The sequence below is a fragment of the Chitinophaga horti genome (genome assembly GCF_022867795.2).
Classification (GTDB): domain Bacteria; phylum Bacteroidota; class Bacteroidia; order Chitinophagales; family Chitinophagaceae; genus Chitinophaga; species Chitinophaga horti.
In genome coordinates, this window is the sequence record NZ_CP107006.1 from 573,430 (window position 1) to 599,304 (window position 25,875).

21 protein-coding genes are annotated in these 25,875 nt (G+C 50.7%); 11 read left to right on the forward strand and 10 right to left on the reverse strand.

Going from position 1 to position 25,875, the window contains the following annotated elements:
* Positions 1 to 4: 4 nt before the first annotated feature.
* On the reverse strand, positions 5 to 1,258 hold the full coding sequence (gene hemA / locus MKQ68_RS02565) for a glutamyl-tRNA reductase (protein WP_264281944.1): 1,254 nt from the start codon (positions 1,256 to 1,258) through the stop codon (positions 5 to 7).
* 292 nt (positions 1,259 to 1,550) lie between these two features.
* On the opposite strand from hemA, the gene hemH reads away from it, so the two are divergent.
* Positions 1,551 to 2,573, forward strand: coding sequence for a ferrochelatase (gene hemH, locus MKQ68_RS02570; RefSeq protein WP_264281945.1), 1,023 nt, complete (start codon positions 1,551 to 1,553; stop codon positions 2,571 to 2,573).
* Positions 2,574 to 2,631: 58 nt separating this feature from the next.
* On the opposite strand, the gene MKQ68_RS02575 is transcribed toward hemH, so the two are convergent.
* The 4 genes from MKQ68_RS02575 to MKQ68_RS02590 are packed head-to-tail and all read right to left on the reverse strand — an operon-like array spanning position 2,632 to position 10,479.
* Complete coding sequence (locus MKQ68_RS02575) at positions 2,632 to 4,248, reverse strand: arylsulfatase (RefSeq protein ID WP_264281946.1); 1,617 nt, start codon at positions 4,246 to 4,248, stop codon at positions 2,632 to 2,634.
* 24 nt (positions 4,249 to 4,272) lie between these two features.
* Complete coding sequence (locus MKQ68_RS02580) at positions 4,273 to 5,967, reverse strand: arylsulfatase (RefSeq protein ID WP_264281947.1); 1,695 nt, start codon at positions 5,965 to 5,967, stop codon at positions 4,273 to 4,275.
* 11 nt (positions 5,968 to 5,978) lie between these two features.
* The gene (locus MKQ68_RS02585) at positions 5,979 to 7,406 is read right to left on the reverse strand and encodes a RagB/SusD family nutrient uptake outer membrane protein (protein WP_264281948.1); all 1,428 of its coding nucleotides are present in this window, start codon (positions 7,404 to 7,406) and stop codon (positions 5,979 to 5,981) included.
* Between the two features lie 10 nt (positions 7,407 to 7,416).
* Positions 7,417 to 10,479, reverse strand: a complete 3,063-nt coding sequence (locus tag MKQ68_RS02590) for a SusC/RagA family TonB-linked outer membrane protein (protein WP_264281949.1) — start codon at positions 10,477 to 10,479, stop codon at positions 7,417 to 7,419.
* Positions 10,480 to 11,076: 597 nt separating this feature from the next.
* Here MKQ68_RS02590 and MKQ68_RS02595 point away from each other — a divergent pair.
* Genes MKQ68_RS02595 through MKQ68_RS02615 form a run of 5 tightly spaced genes read left to right on the forward strand, consistent with a single transcriptional unit; the run spans position 11,077 to position 16,613 of the window.
* Positions 11,077 to 12,195 (forward strand): Re/Si-specific NAD(P)(+) transhydrogenase subunit alpha, encoded by a 1,119-nt coding sequence (locus MKQ68_RS02595; protein WP_264281950.1) that lies wholly within the window; start codon positions 11,077 to 11,079, stop codon positions 12,193 to 12,195.
* 2 nt (positions 12,196 to 12,197) lie between these two features.
* The gene (locus tag MKQ68_RS02600) at positions 12,198 to 12,515 is read left to right on the forward strand and encodes an NAD(P) transhydrogenase subunit alpha part 2 (protein ID WP_264281951.1); all 318 of its coding nucleotides are present in this window, start codon (positions 12,198 to 12,200) and stop codon (positions 12,513 to 12,515) included.
* 10 nt (positions 12,516 to 12,525) lie between these two features.
* Positions 12,526 to 14,079 carry an NAD(P)(+) transhydrogenase (Re/Si-specific) subunit beta gene (locus MKQ68_RS02605; protein WP_264281952.1) on the forward strand — a complete coding sequence of 518 codons (1,554 nt, stop codon included), beginning with the start codon at positions 12,526 to 12,528 and terminating at the stop codon, positions 14,077 to 14,079.
* A gap of 23 nt (positions 14,080 to 14,102) precedes the next feature.
* The gene (locus MKQ68_RS02610) at positions 14,103 to 15,518 is read left to right on the forward strand and encodes a methyltransferase RsmF C-terminal domain-like protein (protein WP_264281953.1); all 1,416 of its coding nucleotides are present in this window, start codon (positions 14,103 to 14,105) and stop codon (positions 15,516 to 15,518) included.
* 51 nt (positions 15,519 to 15,569) lie between these two features.
* On the forward strand, positions 15,570 to 16,613 hold the full coding sequence (locus MKQ68_RS02615) for a LysM peptidoglycan-binding domain-containing protein (protein ID WP_264281954.1): 1,044 nt from the start codon (positions 15,570 to 15,572) through the stop codon (positions 16,611 to 16,613).
* Positions 16,614 to 16,848: 235 nt separating this feature from the next.
* Here MKQ68_RS02615 and fmt read toward each other — a convergent pair whose 3' ends face one another.
* Positions 16,849 to 17,784, reverse strand: a complete 936-nt coding sequence (fmt, locus tag MKQ68_RS02620) for a methionyl-tRNA formyltransferase (RefSeq protein WP_264281955.1) — start codon at positions 17,782 to 17,784, stop codon at positions 16,849 to 16,851.
* A gap of 32 nt (positions 17,785 to 17,816) precedes the next feature.
* Entirely contained in the window at positions 17,817 to 18,971 is a 1,155-nt protein-coding gene (locus MKQ68_RS02625) for an exo-beta-N-acetylmuramidase NamZ family protein (RefSeq protein ID WP_264281956.1), read from the reverse strand.
* A 99-nt stretch (positions 18,972 to 19,070) separates the two neighbouring features.
* Here MKQ68_RS02625 and MKQ68_RS02630 point away from each other — a divergent pair, with 99 nt between their 5' ends.
* The 4 genes from MKQ68_RS02630 (at position 19,071) to MKQ68_RS02645 (ending at position 22,125) form a co-directional block, all read left to right on the forward strand.
* Positions 19,071 to 19,529, forward strand: a complete 459-nt coding sequence (locus MKQ68_RS02630; protein WP_349773807.1) for an FKBP-type peptidyl-prolyl cis-trans isomerase — start codon at positions 19,071 to 19,073, stop codon at positions 19,527 to 19,529.
* A gap of 82 nt (positions 19,530 to 19,611) precedes the next feature.
* Complete coding sequence (pepT, locus tag MKQ68_RS02635; protein ID WP_264281957.1) at positions 19,612 to 20,865, forward strand: peptidase T; 1,254 nt, start codon at positions 19,612 to 19,614, stop codon at positions 20,863 to 20,865.
* Positions 20,866 to 20,966: 101 nt separating this feature from the next.
* Positions 20,967 to 21,686, forward strand: a complete 720-nt coding sequence (locus MKQ68_RS02640) for a MotA/TolQ/ExbB proton channel family protein (protein ID WP_264281958.1) — start codon at positions 20,967 to 20,969, stop codon at positions 21,684 to 21,686.
* Positions 21,687 to 21,753: 67 nt separating this feature from the next.
* Complete coding sequence (locus tag MKQ68_RS02645; RefSeq protein ID WP_432803731.1) at positions 21,754 to 22,125, forward strand: ExbD/TolR family protein; 372 nt, start codon at positions 21,754 to 21,756, stop codon at positions 22,123 to 22,125.
* An 81-nt stretch (positions 22,126 to 22,206) separates the two neighbouring features.
* Here MKQ68_RS02645 and MKQ68_RS02650 read toward each other — a convergent pair whose 3' ends face one another.
* From MKQ68_RS02650 to prmC, 3 genes are all read right to left on the reverse strand, one after another.
* Positions 22,207 to 22,455 carry a hypothetical protein gene (locus MKQ68_RS02650; RefSeq protein WP_264281960.1) on the reverse strand — a complete coding sequence of 83 codons (249 nt, stop codon included), beginning with the start codon at positions 22,453 to 22,455 and terminating at the stop codon, positions 22,207 to 22,209.
* A gap of 287 nt (positions 22,456 to 22,742) precedes the next feature.
* On the reverse strand, positions 22,743 to 23,855 hold the full coding sequence (locus MKQ68_RS02655) for a TlpA disulfide reductase family protein (RefSeq protein ID WP_264281961.1): 1,113 nt from the start codon (positions 23,853 to 23,855) through the stop codon (positions 22,743 to 22,745).
* A gap of 70 nt (positions 23,856 to 23,925) precedes the next feature.
* A complete protein-coding gene (gene prmC, locus MKQ68_RS02660) occupies positions 23,926 to 24,777 on the reverse strand; it encodes a peptide chain release factor N(5)-glutamine methyltransferase (protein ID WP_264281962.1) in 852 nt (283 codons plus the stop codon).
* Positions 24,778 to 24,831: 54 nt separating this feature from the next.
* Here prmC and ribD point away from each other — a divergent pair, with 54 nt between their 5' ends.
* A complete protein-coding gene (gene ribD, locus MKQ68_RS02665) occupies positions 24,832 to 25,866 on the forward strand; it encodes a bifunctional diaminohydroxyphosphoribosylaminopyrimidine deaminase/5-amino-6-(5-phosphoribosylamino)uracil reductase RibD (RefSeq protein ID WP_264281963.1) in 1,035 nt (344 codons plus the stop codon).
* Positions 25,867 to 25,875 lie beyond the last annotated feature (9 nt).

Sequence of the window (25,875 nt, forward strand, 5' to 3'; positions counted from 1 at the left end):
CTTATTAATCCTGATGAACGCCAGTCTCGAAAATATCGTTGATCATGGCTATGTACTGGTCGCTCTTGTCTGTTTCTTTCCGCACTTTACCCGCCATGAGGTTGATCATTTTCTGGATAATGCGGGAAGATACTTCTTCCACATCTTCCAGTTTATACGCATTGCCGTTCTTTTGCTGCGCGATTTCACGTGTGTGAATCTCCTGCAGTTTATCTTTCACCGCTTTTAACACCACGGCGTGTTTACGCATTTTATGCCAGTACAAAAACTCCTGCATATGCTCATCGATGATGGATTGCGCTTTCGGTACTTCCGTTAACCTGTTCTGCAGGGTTTCGTCCTGTACCTTGGAGAGTTCGTCTACGTTCACCACTTCTACGTGCGACAATTCATTTACATCGTTCGCTACGTTAAACGGAATGGAAAGGTCGATCACCAGTTTGGGAGATGTGTTTTCCAGTTGTGATTTAACGATGGTAGGTTGGGTGGCATTGGTGGCTACAAGGATTACGTCGGCATCTTTTAACGCGCCGCCCAGTCCGTCGAACGGTACATATTGCAAACCATGTGCGGTGGCAAATTGTTCCGCCGCAGCAATGGTGCGGTTTACGAGTAAGATGTTGCGGGTGCCGAGGTAGTCCATCATGTTTTTCGCAGTGTTGCGGCCTATCTTGCCTACACCGAGTAACACGATCTTTTTATCTTTGATATCGGTGATCTTACGTTCGAGCAACCTTACAGCGGCAAAGGCCACAGATACGGTGCCGGAGCTAAGGCCGGTTTCATTCTTGATTAATTTAGATACCTGCAATACGCTGTTTACCAATCGCTCCAAAAAACTTCCGATGCAGCCATTTGCTTTCGCAAACTTAGCCGCAGTTCTGATCTGCCCCACGACTTCATAGTCGCCGAGGATCTGCGAATCCAGACCGGTACCTACCTGGTAAAGATGCCTGATGGCCGCTTCGCCGGATTTAACGTAGGCTACCTGTTTGAAGGAATCGAGTGAACCTGCTGTTTGTGTACAGAGTAACGCCATCAACTGTTCCGGGTCCGTTGCAAAGCCATAAACTTCGGTCCTGTTACAAGTTGACAGAATGAAAAGGTCATTCAACCGCGCACTTTTCGCTTCTTCCAGAACGTGTTGATATTGTTCCTGGTTAACCGCGAATAATCCTCTGATGGCAGCGTCTGTTTTCTTATAGTTGAGTCCAACGATATGAAAATGTGATATGTCTCTAGGGTAGTTGACCTGCATTTTATTTTTTCTAAGCTTCCGGGTGCAAAAATACTGGCATACACTTCAAAAGCGGGCAGCACGACGTCATTAGTGTGTCATTTCTCCAATGGTGGCGGATCTTACGAAAAAATGACTTTCATCATCTTTAAAAAAAGATTAGTGTACATGTGCAGGTAAAATTCCTTTTATTCAACAATTATATGACATATCTTAGGATATGGTGCGGTGAAATGAGAGTAGCTTTGCATCTTCAAATCTAAAGGTCAGTATTAAGGTCATGAGCTCAACTTCTGAAACAGGAATCATATTGATGAACCTGGGATCTCCCGATTCCACCGCCGTTCCCGACGTAAAACGTTATTTATCTGAATTTCTGATGGACAAAAGGGTGATCGATTATCCCTGGCTGATCCGTAAGATCGTGGTAGATGGTCTTATCGTTCCCCGTCGTTCACCCAAATCGGCGGAAGCTTACAAATCAATATGGTGGGAAGAAGGTTCTCCGTTGATCGTACTGACAAAACAATTACAGGCGGCCGTTGCTTCGGTAGTGAAAGATATGCCGGTAGAGATCGCGATGCGGTACGGGCATCCTTCGCCGCAGTATGCCTTCGGCAAAATGCTGAAAGAAAACCCAGACCTGAAAGAAGTCGTGTTGCTGCCATTGTACCCGCACTACGCTATGTCCAGCTACGAAACGGCGGTAGAATATGCAAAAGATATCTATCAGAAGAAACAATATCCGTTTAAGCTCACGATCATTAAACCGTATTATAATGACGAAGCTTATATCGATGCACTGGCCGACAGTATGCGTCCGTACGTAGAACAGGAATACGATCACCTGCTGTTCAGCTACCACGGCGTACCGGTAAGGCACATCCGCAAAGGAGATATTACCGGTCAGCATTGCCTGAAGGTGAATGATTGCTGCAACGTGGCGAGCGAAGCGCATAAACAATGTTACCGTCACCAGGTTATCACTACATCGATGCTGGTAGCGCAAAAACTTGGCATCCCGAAAGATAAGTGGAGCGTATCCTTCCAAAGCCGCCTGGGCCGCGAGGAGTGGATTCAACCTTATACCGCCAACGAGTTCCTCGAACTGCCTAAACGTGGTAAGAAGAAACTGCTGGTGGCTTGTCCCGCCTTCGTAAGTGACTGCCTGGAAACATTGGAGGAGATTGGCGAAGAAGGTAAACACTCCTTCCTGGAAGCGGGGGGCGAAAGTTTTACCATGATCCCGTGCCTGAATACGCACCCTGCCTGGGTTAACACCGTGGCGAAATGGGGTACGGACATTCGCGAGGGGCAACGTGAGATGGCGGTGTAACGCATCTGCATAAAGAAATTAAAAAGGCTGTTGCAATGTCGCAACAGCCTTTTTTGTCTTAAGATCCTCGTTTGGGTAACAACGGACTGGCCGGCTTAATCTTATCGTAATCCACCACATCGTTCTTCTTCGCCCAATCGAAATACGCGGCGGATAATTCATTCACCACCTGCGGATATCGGGATGCCACGTTCTGCGTTTCGGCGCGATCGTTGGCAATGTTGTACAATTCCCATTGGTAGGAGGGATAGATAGACACCAGTTTCCATTCGCCGCGACGTACCGCACGATTACCGGCGCGCTCCCAGAAGATGGGTTGCTGACGGCTTACCGGCGTTTGATGCAGCAAGAGGTTCACCAGGCTCACACCAGGCAATGGCGTTACCGCCTGTCCTTTATTGGCCGCCGGGTACTTTGCACCCGCGATTTCATACAAAGTAGGCGCAATGTCAATCAGGTGTGCAGTGCCTGTTTCCAGCGCGTTAGCTTTGATCTTACCCGGGAACCAGGCGATGAACGGTGAGCTGATACCGCCTTCGTATGCATTACCTTTAAACGAACGGAAAGGTGTGTTACTCACATACGACCAGTTTTTACCCTGCGCTTCAAAAGAACCTGCGGTGCCTACCGGACCGCTATTACGTCCTGCCCGCACGCCGAAGTGGGCTACGTCTTCCGCCGGTGCACCGTTATCAGAAATGAAGACGATCAGGGTGTTCTCGTCTTGCTTTAATGCCTTTAAGGCTTGCAGGAGCTGGCCAATGCCCTGGTCCACATGGTCGAGCATGGCTGCATATACTTCCATTTTTGCTTTCCAGAGTTGTTTTTCGTTCCAGCCAAGGTTGTTCCATTCCGGAACGCTGGAGTCGCGCGGCGCCACATTTTCCTTACCGGTAAACAAGCCCAGCGCCTTCTGACGCGCGAGCCTTTCGGTACGGAGCGAATCCCAGCCAATATCGTAACGGCCTTTGTATTTGGCAATGTCTTCCGGTAACGCCTGTAGCGGCCAGTGAGGCGCATTGTAAGCCAGGTAAAGGAAAAACGGTTGCTCCGTTTTCTGCTCTTCTTCAATGAAACGAATCGCATGTTTAGTGATTTCATCGGTGAAGTAATAAGAGTTCGCGGCCGGACGAATACGCTGGTTATCTTCCAGCAGTACTACGGGGTAAGCCCTGCCGCCTAGAGGCATCGGCTCTGCATCGAAGTAGTTGGCGCCACCGCCGATGACGCCATAGAACCTGTCGAAGCCACGCTGTCTGGGCCATGAAGCGCTATCGTTCCCCACATGCCATTTGCCGGACAAGTACGTACGATAATTCGCTTGTTTCAATACCTCGCCCAATGTAAGCGACGATTGATTTAAGAAGCCCTGGTAAGCGGGTAGTCCGAGATTCACATCAAAATACCCAATGCCCGCTTTGTGCGGATACTGCCCTGTCAGCAACGATGCGCGTGTAGGGGCACAGATGGAGTTGTTATAAAATTCCTTCAGTCGCAGACCTTCGCGGGCGAGTTTGTCGATGTTGGGTGTTTTGATTTCGGAACCATAGGCGCCGAGGTCGGAGTAGCCCATATCATCTACCATCACGAGAATGATGTTCGGCTGTTTTGTTTTTTGTGCTTGCAGCGGCAGCGCGAACAGGCTGGCCGCCAATGCGAAATATGTTGTTTTCATGAAATCGTTTATCTGTGTTGATCATTAGTTTCCTGCACCGCGTCTTACCGGTTGTACTGTTGCGCCGCCGCTGCTTCTGCCGCCGGCACCGCCACTTCCGGGTCCGCTACCGCCGGTGCCTGGCAGTCCCTGGAAGGCCGGACGCAGTTTCTCAAAAGGTTCTACGTCATTTGCTGCCGCCCATTTCGCATAATCATCTGCCAGCTCTTTCACCACTTCCGGACGGGCAGCTGCGAGGTTCTTCGTTTCACCCCTGTCGGTAGCAATATCATACAGCTCCCAGGTTTTTTCCGGGAAGGTAGATACCAATTTCCATTGACCTTTACGCACTGCGCGATTGCCCGCACGTTCCCAGAAGATCGGCGTACCGCGGTCGATCGGTGTGCCGTTGAACAACAGGTGGCTGAGACTCACACCCGGTAGCGGGTTGGTGTTAACACCTTTGAACGAAGCGGGGTATTTGGCGCCGGCCACATCGTAGAACGTGGGGGCGATGTCAATGAGATGTGCGGTGCCCTGCGCAATGGTGCCCGCTTTGATCTTCTTCGGGAACCAGGCGATAAACGGCGCGCTGATGCCGCCTTCGTGCATATTGTTTTTGTAATTGGTATGTGGCGTGTTGCTTACATACGCCCAGCCCTGCTCCTGGTATTCGTAGGAGCCTGCTGTGCCGATAGGGCCTGAATTACGTTGTTTACGTCTTGCGCCCGATGTGGCAAAGCCGCCCTGTGCACCGTTATCGGAGATGAACACGATGAGCGTGTTATCGTCTTTTTTCAACTGTTTGAGGGTAGCGAGCAATTTGCCGATGTTCTCATCCACACGATCCAACATTGCGGCATATACTTCCATCTTTTTCTCCCAGAGAATTTTTTCATCGTAGGTTAAACTCTCCCAGTAAGGCACAATGCTGTCTCTTTTCGCAATGGCTTGGGCCGGATTGGCAATACCCAATTGCCGTTGTCGCGCAATCCTTTCATTACGCAGCGAGTCCCAGCCAATGTGGTATTTCCCTTTGTACTTCGCGATGTTTTCCGCAGGTGCCTGTAGCGGCCAGTGCGGCGCATTGTAGGCGAGGTACAGAAAAAACGGTTTAGAATTTTTCGCCGATTCGTTGATGTACGTAATCGCGTGATCGGTGATTTCGTCGGTGAGGTATTTGTCCGGTGCGAGCTGTATTTTTTTGTTGTTCTCTACCAGTTCCACCGGAGGAGCTTTGTCGGTGTAATTACCGATGTCGTAATAGTTGCTCGCGCCACCGATGAAGCCGTACGACTTATCAAACCCGCGCTGCGCGGGCCAGTAAGCGCTATCGTCGCCTACATGCCATTTGCCGCTGATGATGGTGTTATAACCGGCTTGCTTCAATACCTCTGCAAACGTGAGTGATTGCTGGTTCAGGTAGCCCTGGTAGGCCGGCAAACCCAGGTTCACGTTGAAATAACCGATGCCGGCTTTGTGCGGGTACTGTCCGGTTACGAGCGAGGCGCGGGTAGGGGCGCAAATAGAGTTGTTGTAAAACTCGCGCAGGCGCAGGCCTTCATGCGCAAGTTTGTCGATGTTGGGCGTGTGTATCTCAGAGCCGTAAGCGCCAAGGTCGGAGTAGCCCATGTCATCAACCATCACAAGAATGATGTTCGGTTTCTTTTGTGCATGGGCAGGCAATACACCAAGCGCGTATAGTAACAAAAGGAGGGCGATATTACGTGTTGCGTACATGGGAGTTGATTTTAGTTTTTCCACAAGTCTTGTTGTTCCAGCTTTTTATTGAGGTCGATCTCCCGTTGTGGGATCGGGTAGAGGTAGTGTTTCTGCGCCGCATTTGGCTTACCCTGGCGGTGTAATTCCGTGAGCAGTTTGCCAGTGCGGATCAGATCGAACCAGCGCTGGTGTTCGTACACGAACTCCAGGCGGCGCTCGAGGTAAATGGAGTCGCGGAACTGCGACTGGCTAAGGTTTTCGAAGTAGGGTAAGCCTGCCCGCTTACGTACGCGGTTGGCGGCATTGTAGGCTTCCGTATTAGGGCCTACATCTTCATTTACCGCTTCTGCATACATCAGTAACACATCCGAAAAGCGTAGTATAGGAAAGTTTACACCCGACTCAGAAGGATTGGTATACACCGCCGGATCACGGTACTTGCCGAATTGCGGTGCAAAGGTGTATGTCTTATTATCGGTCGGACTCACGAGTGTCGTGTAAAACGTAACCGCCTTCCGTTTGTCGGTATCGCGGAACAAAGCATATACGCCTTCGTTCGGAATATCTGCATTATCACCATTAATACCCGGAACGCCGTTCGGTGTAGAACGCCCTGCAAGCGAGTTGCCACGGCTGTTTGAATTACTTTTGAATTGTGCGCTGAAGATATGCTCCTTGCCGTTTTCCGTTGCCGTATTAAACACATCCTGGAAGTTGTCGAAGAGGTCGTAACCGTAAGGCCCCGTTATCACTTCAGATGCTTTGGCAGCGGCTTTTTTCCAGTCTTTACGGGTGAGGTATACTTTGGCCAGCAACGCTTTCGCGGCCCCGCCGGTAGCGCGGCCGGCATCTGACGCGCCGTAGGATGGTGGCAGGTTGGACGCATCTTCCAGGTCGTCGATGATTTGCTGATACACTTCCGCTTCGGGTGTACGGACCACCAGTATGCCATCGCCACCAAGTGTGGTAGGTTCATGTAGCACGAGCGGCACCGCACCATACAAACGAACGAGATTGAAGTAATATAATGCCCGAAGGAACTTAGCCTCATTCACCAGCCGCGTACGAATGGTCGCATCGAAATCAATACCGGGGATCTTGTCGATCGCTACGTTGGCCCTATTGATGGCGGCGTAGTGTTGTTTCCAGATTTCTTCCACGCGGTCGTTGGTCGGCGTGTAGTTCAGCGCAGCGAGTGCCCGCACATTTGCATTACGCGCACGGGGACCAGGCAGCGCATCGTCTGAAGCAATGTCTACACCGATCTGGAAAAGGCTGTTGTAAATCGTTTGTCCGCTCGCGTTAAGTGCGGTGTACACGCTGTTAACAGCTGCCTTTGCATCGTTTTCGGTCTGATAAAATTGTTCGCCGGTAAGCAGTGCCGGCGGATTTTCATCCAGGCTGGTGCAGGCGCTTAGCAGGATTATCGTTGATAAAAGATAGGTGATCTGTTTCATCTGTTCCATTTTAAAAAGTGATGCCAATGCCTGCAACCCATGATTTTGCAGAAGGATACGCGCCGTAATCAACGCCCTGTGTAAGCGTCGCCTGTTCGTTACGACTTACTTCCGGATCATAGCCGCTGTAGTTCGTCCAGGTGAACAGGTTGCTGGCGGTTACATAAAAGCGTAACTGGTGCAGGTGTACACGGTTCAATAAGGAGAGGGGGAGGGTGTAACCGAACGTCAGGTTTTTTAGTCGCAGGAAAGACGCATCTTCCACATAACGGCTTTCTACAATCGGGGCCGGATCTTCTTTTGCACGTTGTATGGTCGTGTTTTCGTTGGTGGCCGTCCACCTGTTTAATGCGCTTGTAGAAACGTTCTGCTGACCGGAAAACAGCTCCAGTTGTTGTTTGTTCTGGTTAAACAACCTGTTGCCGTAAGAGGTATACAGGAAGAACGACAGATCAAATCCTTTGTAGGCAAAGTTGTTGATCAAACCTGCGAGGAACTTGGGTTGCGCACTGCCGATGTAATTACGGTCCGCTGCCTGTGTGATGGAGCCATCGCCGCTCACGTCCACATACTTACGGTCGCCGGGTTTGGTAACAGTCGGGCCGAGGTAGGTAGGCAGGGATTCTATCTTATCGGTGCTTTTAAATACGCCATCGGAGATGAGCCCGTAGAAGGAGCCGAGTGGCTGTCCTACCGCGGCAATCGACGGATCGCTGATCAGGTATTGTACGCCTTCGCCCAGACTGATCACTTTATTGCGGTTCAGAGAAAAAGTGAGGGTGCTCGTCCAGCTCACTTCCTTATCCACCAGGTTCTGTGTATTCAGAGCCACTTCTACGCCTTTGTTCTCCACGGTGCCGTAGTTCTTTAACGCCGTGCTGTAGCCGGTCGTATAAGGCACGGGAACGGTGAGTAACAGGGCGCTGGTACGTTTCAGGTACGCATCCACCGTAAGACTGATCCTGTTATTGAGGATGCCCACATCAACACCTGCATCATACTGAGTCGTTTTTTCCCAGCCCAGTTGCGGGTTGGCTAGATTCGACGGATAGAAGCCGGTCGTGAGATTATTACCAATGATGTATACGCTGTTGGTGAGGGTGCTGAGTGATTTATACTGACCAATTTCCTGGTTGCCTGTAATCCCAGCACTTACGCGCAGTTTCAGGTTGTCTATCCAGGTGACGTCCTGTAAAAAGTTTTCGCGGCTGAGGGTCCAGGCCAGGGCAGCAGAGGGGAAGAAGCCCCACTTGTTATCCTTCCCGAAACGGGAAGAGCCGTCTGCACGGGCGGTAACGGTAACGTAGTAACGCTGATCGTACGAATAGTTCACCCTGCCCAGGTAAGAGTTTAACGCCCATTCAGCCCCGCCGGATGAAGGTATAACGAGTATCGATCCGCTGGACAGGTTATTATACGTGAGCTTGTCGCTTACGAAGCCTTGCCCGCCCGCTATCACGCTTTCGTTACTGTACGATTGCTGCGTGAAGCCTGCTACTGCATTGACGTTATGTTTTCCGAAAAGTTGCTGGTAAGTAAGTGTGTTTTCGTTCAGCCAGGTGTTCACGAATTTCGAACCGACAGATGCAGAGCCATTGGTTTGTTGTGCCTCATATAAAGTAGATGGAATATAGCGGTTCTGTTTGTTGGCAATGATATCCGCCCCCACCGAAACCCTTGCTGTGAGGTGTTTACCAAGACTCAGATCGCCATACACATTACCGAGTACGCGGTAAGTATTGGTACGATTGATCTCCTGGTCCAGCGTAGCGATTGGGTTGCCGAGCGATACTTCAAACGGGCTGCGCCTGATATAATCTCCGTTCTCGTCGCGGATCGCCACGGTAGGCGGTAATAGTAACAGGGTGCTGACGATATTGGAGTTGGCTTCCTGCGCAGATGTCTTGCTCGCAGTGAGGTTCACGCCGGCTTTAAATCGGCTCGTTACATTCCTGTCCAGGTTGATGCGCAGCGCATAACGCGAGAAGTCGGTATTCTTCACCACGCCATCCTGCAGGAAGTAATTCAGGCCGATGCTGTAGCGCGTTTTATCATCGCCACCACTGATGTTGAACTGGTGATTTTGTTGCGCCGCTTTACGAAAAGCAGCGTCCTGCCAGTCGGTACCACCGGTTAAAGCGGCGAGGTCCGCATCTGAGTAATAGGGTGCCTTGCCCGCGTTGATCAGCGCTTCGTTCTTCAACAATGCCCAGTCTCGTGAAGAGGTTAACACATCTATCTTTTTGATCACATCCTGCTGGCCGTAATAACCTTCGTAAGTAACAGTGTTTTGTCCGGCCCGGCCTTTCTTCGTCGTGATGATCACCACACCATTCGCACCGCGGCTTCCATACACTGCAGTCGAAGAAGCGTCTTTTAGTACATCGATACTCTCAATGTCTCCCGGGTTCAAACTCGCCAGGGCATTGATGCTTGGGCCACTGGTAACGCCGGCACTGGCATCTGAGTTATCGTTGTACACGGGGAAGCCATCGATTACATACAGCGGTTCATTACCCCCTGTAATCGAATTGCCGCCACGAATGCGGATGCTCACAGCTGCACCCGGTTGCCCGGAAGTCTGCGTTACCTGCACGCCGGATACAGCGCCCTGCAACACCCGGTCGAACGAGCTGCCGACACTTTGCTTAATGATCTTGCTGTTCACGGAGCTAACCGATCCCGTGAGGTCGGATTTCTTTTGCGTGCCGTAACCTACCACCACTACATCGTTGAGCTGACTACTCCCTTCTGTTAAACTGATCTGGATGTTCAGCGGATCGCTGGTGATGAGGATTTCCTTGGTTTGATACCCGTTTAGGCTGACGTTAAAAACGACGGGCAGCCGTTGCCCGGTGAGGAACTTGAATTGTCCCTTTACATCTGTCCGTACTTCGTGTGTTGTGTTCTGGATGTGAATGAGCACGCCAGCCAGCGGAATGCGCGTTTTTGAATCCACCACTTTACCGGCGAGGTCGATATTGTCCTGCTGCGCCTGTGCCGCCAGCGGCAGGGTAGTGGTAAGCAGCAGTACGGCGAGTAAGCGGCTGCGTAATTGGTAAATAGTATGCATACATTAAGTTTAGTCGCGGTTAAACGACGGTCGAAAAACACCAGTAATGCACCTACAATCTTTATATTTGTAGCTGCGTAATAGCAAAATGAGGTCCCCCGGAAAGCTGCATAAGCAGTTTTCCCAATACAACCAAGGGCCTTGTTTCCAGGCCGGAACTGCTCCACCAGTTTTCCGGCCTATTTTATTTGGCTAAGTAAAGTGTTGGTGATGGTCCTGCGCGGGCGTGCCTGCGGCATATGCGCAATCGAATTATTTGGTCCGGCATGTAAATATATTTAGCATGATGATGACGACTTGCTACTTAGGTTCTTCAATGAATGTGCGGCTGCGATGGATTGATATATTACTGGCGACAGCGCGCCATATTGCTGCGACAACAACAAGTAAGAAGGGTGTATGTGTGTGACGATTGCATCGATCGATTTTGGTTGTGTGATGTTTTACAATGCGAAGTAAATGTAGTGATATTTGTTTAGTCCACAAAACAAGTGGACTATTTATTTTATTGCTGATGAGGGGAAGTAAAAAATAATACGGGTTCTGCCGTCTTTGTATCACTTTTTCAATTAAATTCACATTATAAATCTCCTTAAGATGATTCTGGGTGTCTTAAAAGAGCAGGCAGGCGAAAACAGGGTATCGTTGGTACCGGATGTAGTTAAACAGTTTGCGCAATTAAAAGTGCGGGTGCTGGTAGAGCCGGATGCTGGTGTAACGGCGTTTTACAGTGACGGTGCTTACCAGGAGGCGGGCGCGGAGATTACTTCCCGTACGCAGATCCTGCAACAGGCAGACGTGCTGTTAAGTATACACCCGCCAACTGCCGATACCTGGCAGCAGGCGCGTAGTCAGGCTACGTGGACGGGTATATTTCAACCGTTATTTAATACTGCGCTCATGCAGGACTGGGCCGCTAAAGGTTTTACCGTGTTCAGCCTGGATACGATTCCCCGTACCACCCGTGCGCAGAGTATGGACGTGCTGAGTTCGCAGGCAAACATTGCCGGGTATAAGGCAGTGCTGCTCGCAGCGTATAGCTATAGCCGTTATTTCCCGATGTTCACGACCGCGGCAGGCAGTATTCCGCCCGCCAAGGTGTTGGTACTGGGCGCAGGCGTCGCCGGTTTACAGGCGGTGGCTACAGCACGCAGGCTGGGGGCAGTAGTAGAGGTGTTTGATACACGGCCTGCTGTAAAAGAAGAGGTGATGAGCCTGGGTGCGAAGTTCGTGGAGGTAGAAGGTGCGGCAGATGCGTCGAAGGCAGGCGGTTATGCGGTTGAACAATCAGAAGAATATAAACAGAAACAGGCGCAGAAGATCGCGGAGAGTGCTGCGAAGGCAGATATCGTGATATCGACGGCACAAATCCCCGGCAAAAAAGCCCCCACATTAATACCGGCTACTACGCTGGATAAAATGAAGCAAGGCTCCGTCATCGTTGATCTGGCCGCATCCACCGGCGGTAATACAGAAGTAACGAAGAATGATGAAACGGTGCAATATAAAGGGGTGACGGTCATCGGCAATTCTTCCCTGCCTTCGCAAATGGCGTGTGACGCAAGTAAGTTGTACGCGAAAAACGTACTCAACTTCCTGAAGCTGGTGATCGACAAAGAAGGTAACCTGCACCTGAATTTTGAAGACGATATCGTAAAAGGTGCCTGCATTACGCACGGCGGCGACATTGTAAACGAACGTGTAAAACAGTCATGATCATGGATACGCTCTTAAATTTTTTATCGGACCATATTGAGCTGGTGTACATCGTGATCCTTTCCATCTTTCTCGGGATAGAAGTGATCGGTCGTGTACCATCTGTACTGCATACGCCGCTGATGAGCGGCGCCAACGCCATTCACGGCGTGGTGATCATTGGTGCGATCATCGTGATGGGCAAGGCGGAGAGTGATAATTACGCGGCGCTCATCCTCGGCTTTCTTGCGGTGATACTCGGTACGCTCAATGTTGTCGGCGGTTTCATGGTCACCGACCGCATGCTCGAAATGTTCAAAGGAAAAAAGGACCGGAAATAATATCGATTCTATGGCTTACAGTCTGCTTCACCTTGCTTATCTTATTGGTTCCATCACTTTTATCGTTGGGCTTAAAATGTTAAGTCACCCGGCTTCCGCGCGTAAAGGCAACCTGATTGCGGCGGCAGGTATGGCGATCGCGATATTCGGAACGATCTTTCTCTACGAGGATACGTCAGATATTCATGCGGACGGGCATTTGCGTAACTACGCCTGGATATTTTCTGGGCTGGCGATCGGCTGTGTCGTTGGTGTGCTGGCGGCAAAGAAGGTGAAGATGACAGCCATGCCGGAGATGGTAAGCCTCTTCAACGGTATGGGCGGCGCTTGTGCCATGCTGATATCGATAGTGGAGTTCAATCATTTGTTAGGTCCAGTTTCTTTTACGATTTCACTGAATGATACCATTGGCTGGAGCAACAATGCGAATAACTTGCTTCAATCGTTACAACATCTGATCAACGGCGTATCCCCGGCAAATGCCGCCGGTAAGCTGGTGATCATTATGCTCGGTATGCTGATCGGCACCGTGTCGTTTACAGGCAGCGTGATCGCCTGGGGCAAACTAAATGGGCGTATTAAAGATGCGTCGTTTAAAGGGCAGCATATCATTAACCTCTCGCTGCTCGGACTGCTGCTCGTATTAGTCATCTACGCTGTAGCGGCGTACTACAAAATGGTGGACATGTCATCCTCCAGTACCAATCCGCAACTCGTGATCCGGCTGCTGTTCTACAGTGTATTGGTATTGTCTGCTCTCTACGGCATCCTTTTCGTGATGCCGATCGGTGGTGCAGATATGCCGGTAGTCATATCGCTCCTGAACTCCTTTACCGGTGTAGCCGCGGCTTTCGGCGGATTCCTGTACGATAACCCGGTAATGCTTACCGGCGGTATTCTCGTTGGTTCTGCCGGCACGATCCTCACCATCCTGATGTGTAAGGCCATGAACCGCTCTCTGAAAAATGTACTGATAGGCTCCTTCGGTGGCGGTGCTGCGGCTTCCAACGGCGGCGCATCCAAAGAACAAGGTCACTATAAAGAAATCTCTTTGCCAGATGCCGCTGTGGTGTTATCATACGCCAACCGCGTGATCATCGTACCCGGTTACGGATTGGCGGTAGCACAGGCCCAGCACGCTTGTCACGACCTGGAAAAGTTACTGGAAGATAAGGGGGTTGAAGTGAAATATGCCATTCACCCCGTAGCCGGACGCATGCCCGGACATATGAACGTATTACTCGCGGAAGCCGATGTGCCGTACGACAAGCTCGAAGAAATGGAACAGGCGAACGACCAGTTTGCCACCACCGATGCGGTGTTGATCCTCGGTGCCAACGACGTGGTAAATCCTGCGGCGAAAAGTGATCCGGGCAGCCCGATCTATGGTATGCCCATCCTCGAAGTGGAACTGGCGAAAACAGTGATCGTGAATAAACGAAGCATGAAGCCGGGATATGCTGGCATTGAAAACGAGCTGTTCTTCCAGCCCAAAACATCCATGCTTTTTGGCGATGCGAAGAAGGTACTGCAACAGCTGGTGGACGAAATCAAACAGATCTGATTATTTTTGCCGGAAAAAGAAATTTGCCGGCACTACCTTCCATACTACTCGACTCCCTGCAAAATGCGCCTGGTTTTAACCGGGATGCATTTGCCAAAGTGCATGCAGAAGCGCATAAACTTACGTCTGTCCGCCTGAACCCCGCGCGTTTAACACCGTCGCAGCAGGAGGAATTGCTAGCAGCATGGGCGCCCATCACCGCAGCAAAAGTGCCCTGGAGCCAGGCGGGCTACTATTTATCAGCACGCCCATCTTTCACATTCGATCCGCTTTTTCATGCTGGCGCGTATTATGTGCAGGAAGCATCTTCCATGTTCCTCGAGCATGCAGTGAGATCGGTATGTAATTTGCAAGAACCGCTGAAAGTGCTGGACCTCTGCGCCGCGCCCGGTGGTAAAACAACGCTGCTACAATCCATCATTTCAGGAGATAGTTTGCTGATCGCCAACGAAACGATACGTGCAAGGGCCGCCCTGCTGGCGGATAATATCACCAGGTGGGGCGCGACTAATGTCGTGGTCAGCAACAACGATCCGCGCGACTTCGCCAGGCTGGAAGGTTATTTCGACCTGATGGTGGTAGACGCTCCCTGCTCCGGCTCGGGCCTCTTTCGCCGAGATCCGGAACTGGTAGTGGAGTGGTCGCCAGAAAATGTTGCGCTCTGTTGCCAGCGCCAGCAACGCATTTTAGCCGAAGCCATTCCCGCACTGAAAGAGAACGGGGTACTCATCTACTCCACCTGCTCTTACTCGCAGGAAGAGGATGAAGAGATTATGCAATGGCTGATGAGCAACTTTGAAGTAGAGAACCTGCCGCTTGCGATCGATCCCTCCTGGGGCATCGTTACAACGAAGGTGGATGGCGCGGAAGGTTATCGTTTTTACCCGGACCAGGTACAGGGAGAAGGCTTCTTTATCACCTGTTTCCGGAAAAAGAACGGCGCCGAGTTTTATCGCAAACAGAAAGATGTACTGGCGCGCCTGCCCAAAAAAGACGTCGAGCGCCTTGCGAACTGGGTTACAGACGCAGACCAATACGCTTACACCGATCACCAGGGCACCGTGCTGCAACTGACGCCGCTACTGGCGAGTGAACTCACGATCCTGCAGAAGTCACTTTACATCCGCAAAGCCGGTGTAGCATTGGGACAATTGACGCCGAAGGAACTGATACCTGATCACCAGCTGGCATTGAGTGTATCGGTAAACAAAGACCTGCAGGCCGTGGAGCTGGAGCCGGAACAGGCGATCAAGTATCTTCGTAAAGAAGATGTGGCGCTTAACGTGGCATACAAAGGTTGGGCATTGATGCGTTTTAAAGGCATGAACCTCGGCTGGGCGAAATTACTGCCCAATCGAATGAACAATTATTACCCGAAAGAATTACGTATACTCAAGGCTACAGACGGTAACAGGGGCAATGCCGGCGAAGAGGAGTAAGGAAAAAATCATTTATAACATTTATATTCGTCCCTTAAAGTATTAGAGATTATGTTAAAGTCAGTAATGTTTGGTGTGTTGTTAACCTGTTCAACGCCGCTGTTCGCGCAGGACACGCTGCTCGTGCAGGGGAGTGGGCCTGATCTGCATGTTGTACATACCGTGAAGAAGGGAGAGAATTTTTACAGCCTGTCCCGCGCTTACGGTCTGCCGCCCAAAGAAATTGCCGCCAAAAACCATATTTCTATGGAGCAGGGTTTGCAGTTGGGACAAAAAATCAATATCCCCCTAAGTAAAACCAACTTCTCACAGGGCAAAGATATTCCAGCCACTGGCTACCGCCCCGTGTACCACGTGGTAACCGAAAAAGAAACGCTCTACCGCATCAGCACCAATTATAATAAAGTAGCGATCGACAACATCCGCCAGTGGAATAACTTTTCCGGCGACGGAGTTAAAAAGGACGCCTACCTGGTAGTAGGATGGGTAAAAGGAGCAGGCGCTGCGCCCGTTATGGCCAAAGCCACGCCGGCTGCAACAGCTGCACCTGCAACGCCGGTAGCGCCACCACCGCCTCCGGTTGAAACGACCGCTCCGGTTACAGCTCCCGTTACACCGCCGCCTGCAGAAGGTTTGCCGCCCGTTCCCATTGTTGGCGATGCCGCGCCGGTAAAAGAGACACCTAAAACGGAAGCGCCGAAAACCGAGGCTCCTAAAACGGAAACGCCTAAAGAAAGCGCCCCTGTTGTAAGCAATGTAATATTACCCGCCCCGCCCGATGAGTCATTCGAAAGAATCTACGACCAGCAAACAGAAGGCGGCCGCGACGTAACCAGCGAAAAAGGTCCGGGTACCTGGTTTCGCGCCAACGCTCAGAATAAATACTACGCCCTGCATAAAAGCGCCCCTCGCGGTACGATCATCAAGGTCACCAACCCGCTGAACGGCCGCTCCGTGTACGCCAAAGTGCTGGATGCCATCCCGCAGTCCAAAGGCAATGCAGGTGTGATCGTGAAACTAAGTAATAGTGCGCAGGAGGCACTCGGTATCACCGAAGCCCGCTTCTTCTGCGAGTTACACTACGAAGGACAATAGTCGAAAAGGGGCTGTCTCAAAAGTAGTTTGATGGTCATGAGAATCGCGTAAACGAAAAATTTCTCCATCAGGTACCCGTATAAAAACGGGTAGAAATTACTTTTGAGACAGCCCCTTTTATTTTTGTAGCCATCCTTCGTTCATTTCACATGCTGGTCTTATGAAAGCTGCGCGCTGCTGAATAAAAAACAGGCCCCATGTTCCGGGGCCTGCGTAAGGGAGGAGTATAATGCGTTTATTGCAACCGGAATCCCCGCAGGAACTCCTGTACGTTCATGCGCTTCTTACCTTCCAGCTGGATCTCCTCAAGGGAGATGTAACCTCCGTCTGCGGCAAACTTCAGGTAGGTTTTGTGGTCGGTGAACACTTCGCCGGGCTGTGCGTTATGCGCGGCTAATTCTTTCGTCGCTTTAAAGATTTTTAACGTCTTCCCGTTCAGCACGGACCATGCAGTCGGGTAGGGACTTAATCCGCGGATGAGGTTGTATACGTTGGAAACAGGCTGCGTCCAGTCGATTTTGCAGTCGTCTTTAAAGATCTTGGGCGCGTGTTTCAGCGTGCTTTCGTCCAGGTGCGCTTGCGGCGTGCCCTGGAGATTATCTTCGGCCAGCGCGGTGACTGTCTTTACGAGCAGTTCGGCGCCTGTAGCCATCAGTGTATCGTGCAGTTCGCCGGCGGTTTCATCTTCGCGGATGGGAACTTCGGCGGAAAAGAGGATGTTGCCCGTATCGATCGCGTGCTGCAATTTGAACGTGCTCACCCCCGACACCTTCTCACCGTTGATCACCGCCCAGTTGATGGGGGCAGCGCCACGATAGTTCGGCAGCAGGGAAGCGTGCACGTTGATCGTACCCAGCGGCGGCATGTTCCACACCACCTCGGGCAGCATGCGGAAGGCGACTACTACCTGCAGATCGGCTTTCCAGGCGGATAACGCCTCCAGGAACTCTGGGTTTTTAAGCTTCTCCGGTTGCAGTAATGCCAGGTTATTCGCCACGGCGTATTGTTTCACGGCACTTTGCTGTAACTGTAAGCCACGGCCCGCAGGTTTGTCCGGCGCAGTAATAACACCCACTACATTATAGCCGGCCTTCACCAGCGCATCCAACGATGCTACGGCGAAATCGGGCGTGCCCATAAATACGATCTTCAAATCTTTCCTTGCTGTCATGCTATAAAACTAAGCTTCAAATATAGGGTCAATTACTCAAAATCCTTGTACAGCAGGTATTTCTTGCGAATGGACTTGAACTTTGACAATGCCGGTTCCCAGCTCTTCCTGATCTCGGCTTCGCTTTTACCAGCTTTGATCTGCGCCTGTAAAGCGCTGTTACCGGCCAGGGTGTTGAAGAACTTCGTGAAGAACTGGTCTTTCTTCGGGAATAGCTGATAAGCCTTTAATACAGGCTGCAAATCCAGTTTGGCGGCAGGTTTCACGGCCGAAAGGTCATATCCGTAGCAAAGCTTGTTCAGCAACGGCGGGTTCTTGGCGCCGGGTACACTGCGGGGTGTAAACTGGTATAAGTTTTTAGGCAGATCCGGATGCCCGTACACCTGGAAAGGCTTGTCCGTACCACGCCCCAGGCTCAACGGTGTACCTTCGAAAAAGCAGGTGCCGGGGTACAGGTAGATGGACTGCATGTTCGGTAAGTTAGGCGATGGCTTTACGGGAAGTTTGTACATCGTGTTATGGGTATACCCTGTGCAGGTAATCACTTTCAACTCGCAACGCTGCCCGTTGTTCAACCAACCTTCGCCATTCAGCATCTGCGCGTACTCGCCAACAGTCATACCATGTACCACGGGGATCGGCTGCATGCCCACGAACGACCGGAAAGCGGTGTCCAGTACAGGGCCATCAACGTAGTGTCCGTTTGGATTAGGGCGGTCGAGCACGATAAGCAGCTTATTGTTATCTGCGGCGGATTCCATCAACTCCTGTAAAGAAGAAATGTAGGTATAGAAACGTGTGCCTACATCCTGTATGTCGAAGATCAGTACGTCTACGTCTTTCAGATCGGCTGCATCTGCTTTGCGGTGTTTGCCGTACAGCGACACGATCGGCAAACCGGTAGCGGCATCTTTGCTGTCGCCCACCTTTTCACCCGCGTCCGCATTACCGCGAAAGCCGTGTTCGGGACTGAAGATCTTTGTGATCTTTACTTTAAGTTTCAGCAGGGAATCTACCAGGTGTGTTTGCCCGATAGTAGCGGTCTGGTTAACGAGTAAGGCTACGCGCTTTCCCTGTAAAAGCGGCAGGTAATCTTTGGTACGGGCCGCTCCGGTGGTAACAGACGTGGTTTGGGCCTGTGCTGCAAAGCTGATCAGCAACAGGACGAAAGCAATGGTTTTCTTCATGTCTTAAAGTTGGGAAATATCCCGAATAATCCCAAATCGGCCGTGAATCCTAACTTTTACTTACCTTAGCGCGTATTAATTAACATTTAAATCGATTTTATGCAAGCAGTTAAAAGCGGAGATACCGTAAGGGTGCATTATCATGGTAAGCTGACAAACGGTACCACGTTCGATTCATCCGCTGGCCGCGAACCCCTGGAATTTCAAGTTGGCGCAGGTATGGTGATCAAAGGTTTCGATAACGGCGTGCTGGAGATGAAAGTAGGCGATAAAAAAACCGTGAATATCCCCGTAACCGATGCATACGGTCCTAAAAACGAGGAAATGATCATGGAGTTCCCACTCTCTAATATTCCTCCGGACCTGAACCCACAGGTAGGTATGGAGCTGCAGATGAGCAATCCGCAGGGCCAGGTATTCCCTGTTAAAGTAGCTGCTGTAGGTACAGAGTTCATCACCCTGGACGCTAACCATCCGCTGGCTGGTGAAGACCTGGTTTTTGACATCGAGCTGGTAGAAATTAAGCCCGGTGCATCTAAAATCATCACCGATTTTTAATCCGCTTTACTCAGATTGAAAATATAGAAAAGATCAGGCCCGCTTAAAGCCTGGTCTTTTTTTTAATCATACCCGAAAAGATATGTTCTCAGATTATACTTTTACCGCTGCCCACCGATTTATGGAGTATGTGCAGGTAGATACGGAATCGGACCCGTTAAGCAACACTTTCCCATCCACCGAAAAACAAAAGAATCTCGCGGGCATACTGGTGGCCGAGCTACAGGATATGGGCATTACGGATGCGCATATGGACCAACACGGTTATGTATACGCCACGGTGCCTTCCAATGTAACCCATGACGTTCCTGTGATCTGCCTTTGCTCACACATGGACACGTCCAGCGATTGCAGCGGTCATGGTGTGAAGCCCATCGTACACAAAAACTATGATGGCAGCGACATTGTTCTCCCCGACGATACTACGCAAATATTACGCGCCTCCGATCATCCTTACCTGAAAGAAAAAATTGGCAACGATATTATCACCGCAAGCGGCACCACCCTGCTGGGTGCTGATAACAAGGCCGGTGTAGCAGAAATCATGGACGCGGTACATTACCTCACCACGCATCCGGAAGTAAAACACGGCGCCATCCGCATCCTGTTTACGCCCGATGAGGAAATTGGTCAGGGTGTGAAATATGTAGACATGCAGAAGCTGGGCGCGCAATTCGGCTATACGCTGGATGGCGGCGAACTCGGCTCGCTCGAAGACGAAACTTTCTCTGCCGATGCGGCAAAGATCATCATAGAAGGCATCAGTACCCATCCCGGCATGGCAAAAGGCAAACTGGTAAGCGCCATCAAACTCGCTGCCGAAATCGTGGACAGTCTGCCGAAAGATGCCCTGAGCCCTGAAACGACTGAAGACCGTGAGGGTTTTGTACATCCCGTGCGTATGCAGGGTGTCGTGGAAAAAGCGGAGATAGACTTTATTGTTCGCGACTTCACCACCGATAAACTGCAGCAGCACGAAGCCTTCCTGCAACAGCAGATGGATAAAGTGGTGGCGAAGTATCCCGGCGCAAAAGGCACTTTGCAGATCACGGAGCAGTATCGCAACATGAAAGAAGTGCTGGACCAATATCCGCAGGTGAGTGCTTATGCAGAAGAAGCTATCCAACGCGCCGGCGTAACACCCTTGAAAATGAGCATTCGCGGTGGCACCGATGGCTCCCGCCTGTCCTTTATGGGATTACCTTGCCCGAACATCTTTACCGGTGAAATGGCTTTTCACAGCAAGCTGGAATATGTAAGTATACAGGATATGCAGAAGGCCGTGGAAACGGTGGTTCACCTGGTAATGATCTGGGAGGAAAAGAGCCGTTCATAATAATTTGCGACCGCCGCCGTTCTTAGTTTAGCAATTAATGCTTACTTTAATCCCTTGTTGCAGCTGAAATTAATACATTTGCAAGGTTTAAAATTTTATACATGTTATTAGGACTTGTTACGCTTATACAGGATTCATTACTCACACCAAGGCCCGATACCGTAATCGCCGGGGGCACAGCTACCGCACCGCCGGTAGATCAACAGATCCACCTGCTGGACATGCTCATGAAAGGTGGTGTGCTGATGATCCCGCTGGCCATCCTCTCGCTTATCGCGGTGTACTTCTTCGTTGAGCGTTATATTACGATTTCAAAAGCAGGCAAAATTGAAGATAACTTCATGCCGATGGTGCGCGACCACATTACCAGTGGCAACATCGTGGCCGCCCGCTCGCTTTCTAAAAATACCAATAACCCGATCGCCCGTGTAATCGACAAAGGCATTCAACGCATCGGTAAACCGATCGAAAGCATCGAGAAGTCGATGGAAAATGTTGGTAAACTCGAGATCTATAAGCTGGAAAAAAACCTGGTGGTACTCTCCATCATCGCCGGTATCGCCCCGATGTTCGGGTTCCTTGGTACCATCGCCGGTATGATCCAGACCTTCTTCAACATTTCCATTACATCAGACATTACGCTGAGCGCCATCGCGAGCGGTATCTATGTAAAGATGGTAACTTCCGCAACTGGTCTGATTATCGGCCTGGTGGCATACGTAGGTTACAGCTACCTGAACGCGCAGATCGATAAGGTGGTGAACAAAATGGAAGGTGCATCAGCGGAGTTTGTAGACATCCTGCAGGAGCCTACCCGCTAATCATTACAATCAGCATTAATTATATCATTGCATGAATTTAAGGAGGCGAAATAAGCGGCATGTGGAGATGCACAACTCAGCACTGAACGATATCCTGTTCATCCTGCTGTTGTTCTTCCTCATCGTGTCTACGCTGGCCAACCCGAACGTGATCAAACTCACGCTGCCCAAGGCAACCAGCAATACCAAAGCCACGCAAACAGTGGTCGTGAGTATTGACCAGTCGCGCCAGTTTTTTGTAGGCACCGGCAAGGTTGATTTTGCCCAGCTGCGCGAAGCACTCATGCCACGACTGGCCAACGCGGACGTGAACAATACGATCGTGATCAACGCGGAAAAGAGTGTGCCTATTGAGGACATTGTGTCCGTAATGGAAATTGCCCGCGAGCTGAATGCCAAGGTGGTATTGGGTACCGCTAAACCAGGGACTAACAGGTAATTTACTTTTATAGAGATATAAAAGGCCGGGCTGTGAAGTCCGGCCTTTTTATGCTTATAACCCGAGTAAAGTTGGGTTGCTTCAGCATTCGGAGTAGTCGGCAGAGAAGGTGCCGTTCACCGCATATAGTTTGTCGATCGGTATCTCCGTATCACCATTCACCTGCATCCATTGCCTGCCGTCTTTCTCGTACATCGCGGTAATGAGGCCATTGGCGCGGGTAACGCCATTGTCTTCGTATAACAGGGAGGCGTTTTTCTTCTGCTCAAACAGTTCAAGTACAAGCGGGTAGAAAGTGCCGCCGGTGGGGATGGTTATTCTCTGGTCCATGTTGTGAGATTTATGAGATAAAGGTAAGGATTAAATGGGGCTGCAGGAGTAGGGGCGATAGGGTGTACGAGAGGATCGATGGGATGTACATTTTGCAGGCTGCCTGGAACCATTACGGTTCTGTACATACCAGCACTAAGCTGTAAGAGCCCTTTATGCTTGTATATGAATGGCTACGCTTAGCTACCTGCGCCATTTAGTGGTTTATACACCCGCGCCCGAATGTGCCTGTATAAAACAAAAAGCCGCCCTGTTACAGGCGGCTCTCTATCAATATTTAAACCTGATTATCCTTTCTTGAATACTTCTTCCAGCTTCTTCTCCAGGTCTTCGCCACGCAGGTTTTTACCTACAATCTTACCGGTTGGGTCGATGAGCAGGTTAGCAGGTACGGAACGGATGCCGTATTGCACCGCTACCGCGTTTTCCCAGAACTTCAGGTCAGATACATGGTACCAGTCCAGCTGATCGTCAGCAATAGCTTTGATCCATTTGTCTTTTTCACGGTCCAGGGAAACGCCCAGGATGGTGAAGCCTTTGTCTTTATAAGCGTTGAAAGCTTTTACCACGTTCGGGTTTTCTGCGCGACACGGTCCGCACCAGCTTGCCCAGAAGTCAACCAGTACATATTTACCGCGGAAAGAAGCCAGGCTTACGTCTTTATCATTCTGGTCTTTCTGGGTGAAGTCCATCGCTTGTTTACCAACACTGGTTTTTTCTGCCAGTTCCAGTGCTTTTCCGATCGCTTTACCGGTAGCAGTACCTTTTACTTTAGTGGAAAGCGCGGTGTATAGCGGGTTTATTTTTTCAAAATCCGGGCTGCCGCCTGCAATCTGGCTCAGGTAGTACATGCTCGCATAAGAATCAGGATTTGCTTTGATGGTCGCCAGCTGTGACTCCTGCACTTTTTCATACAGGCCCATATAAGTATCGCGCAGGGCGTCCATGCTATCTTTAGGCGCGTTTTCGCCCATAGCCATTGCGCGGGTGCGCAGTGCGTCCATTTCCGCCATCAGGCTTTTGTTACCTTTTTCGGTAGCCGTAAAAACAGCATGCGAAGGTGCGTTTTTCACTTCCGCATTAGAGATAGAATCTTTTACTACCAGCACGATACCAGAAGGTTCTGCAAACAGGCTAAGGCTGTTAGCGCGGCGGGTGCCGGGCGTTTTTACAGATACGTTTACCAGTTTAGGTTCAGGCATTTTCGTTTTTACTTCGAAAGCACCTTTCACGATCAGGGCGGAGTCAACGACTACTTTAGACCTGCTCATTTGGGTAACGTATGCATAAGAATTGGCCGGAGCGTTTTTGTAGGTGCCCTTGATAACCACTGTAGCGCTATCCTGCGCCATGGCACACAATGGGAGCAGTGCAATGCTGCTGAAAAGGAGTTTTTTCACGTGTTGTCTTTTATGATTGGTGATTGATTACTGTAAAAATAAGGGAATGGGAGAGATATTCTGTTACCGTTTATCCTTTGGTGGCGCTCACCATCCGGTGTTTGCCGAACAAGTCGGCGCGAAGGGTAACATCTGTAAAACCCTGTGATTGAAGTAGTTCCACCACTTCGTTGCCCAACGCCTCGTTGATCTCGAAGTAGAGTTTACCCCCTGTTGGCAGCTTTTGCAGGGCAAGTGTACCGATGTAGCGGTAAAACAGCAGTGGATCGTTATCGGGTACGAACAGCGCAAGCGATGGCTCATAGTCGACCACCTGGTGCTGCATGTCCGCCTTTTCGCGCTGGCGGATGTATGGCGGGTTGCTTACGATGATGTCGAAGGGGGGTAACTCCGCCGTGGCAGCGGTATCCAACGCACTCATGACTGCGAATTGTACAGGCGTTTGTTGCCGGGTAGCATTACTTTGCGCAACGGCCAGCGCATCTTCACTAATATCAATACCCCACACCTTTGCCTGCGGCAGTTGCTTTTGCAGGGCGATGGGGATACAGCCGCTACCCGTACCAATATCCAGGATGTGCGCCTGTGGGTTTGTGTTTTCGCTCAGTATCCACTCTACCAGTTCTTCTGTTTCCGGGCGGGGGATGAGCACGTGTTGGTTAACGAGCAGTTCCATACCATAAAACCAACTGCTGCCGATGATGTATTGGATGGGACGTTTAGCCAGCAAAGCCTCGATGCCTGCCTGCAAACCCGCCAGCTGCGTATCGTCCAGCGGTTTGTCTTTGTACACAATGCGGTCCATCTTACCCATGCCCGTAATGTGCTCCAGCAGCATGTGCGCAATGTTGGCCGCTTCCCTTTCTTCATAAAGCGGTTGAATTGATTTGATAATATGTGCAAATGCTGCCTGTATGGTCATGGTTATATGAAAGATGAAAGATACTTTTGCAAACATATCATTTTCAAACGCTTCATGGACGGCACTCACGAAATATTTATGCAACGCTGCCTGCAGCTGGCCAGCCTCGCCAGCGGCTTTACTGCGCCAAACCCAATGGTAGGCGCTGTATTGGTTCACAACGGCCGCGTGATCGGGGAAGGGTTTCACCAGATTTACGGCCAGGCCCATGCGGAAGTTAACTGTGTGAACAGCGTATCGCCTGAGGACAGGCAGTTGATCCCCGAAGCGACCATGTATGTAAGCCTGGAACCTTGTGCTCATCATGGTAAAACGCCGCCCTGTGCAGATCTCATCATACGGGAGCGTATTCCGCAGGTGGTGATCGGTTGTGTAGATACGTTTTCTGCGGTATCCGGCAAAGGTATTGAGAAGCTGGAAGCCGCCGGGGTAAAGGTAGTAACGGGTGTGCTGGAGCAGGAATGCCGCGAACTGAACAAACGTTTCTTCACGTATCACGAGAAAAAACGCCCGTATATTGTACTAAAGTGGGCGCAATCGCCGCAAGGGTATATAGCACATGATAACGCGCCGGCCATGATATCGAACGAGGTCACGAACCGACTCGTACACCGTTGGCGCAGTGAAGAAATGAGCATCATGGTGGGCACCCGCACCGCCCTCATCGATAATCCGCATCTTAACAACCGGCTATGGACGGGCCTGTCGCCCATCCGCCTGATACTCGATCCGCATCTGAAAGTGCCGGCAGATTATAACGTGCACGACATGAATGCACTTTCCTTTTTTATTACAGACAAGCAAACACCTGTACCAGACAGGGTGAATGTAATCCCACTCGACTTTACCGCAGCATTGATCCCGCAACTGATGGAAGTACTTCATCAAAGGCAGATATTGAGCGTGCTGGTAGAAGGCGGCGCTAACCTGCTGCAACAGTTTATCGACGCAGGCTGTTGGGACGAAGCACGGGTCATTACCGGTAAGCGGGGCCCGCAATCGGGTTTACGCGCACCACAATTGAAGCAGGGCGTCCCCGGCGAAATCATTACGCTTGATGGCGACGCGATCATCACTTACAGAAATTGAGACAACTTT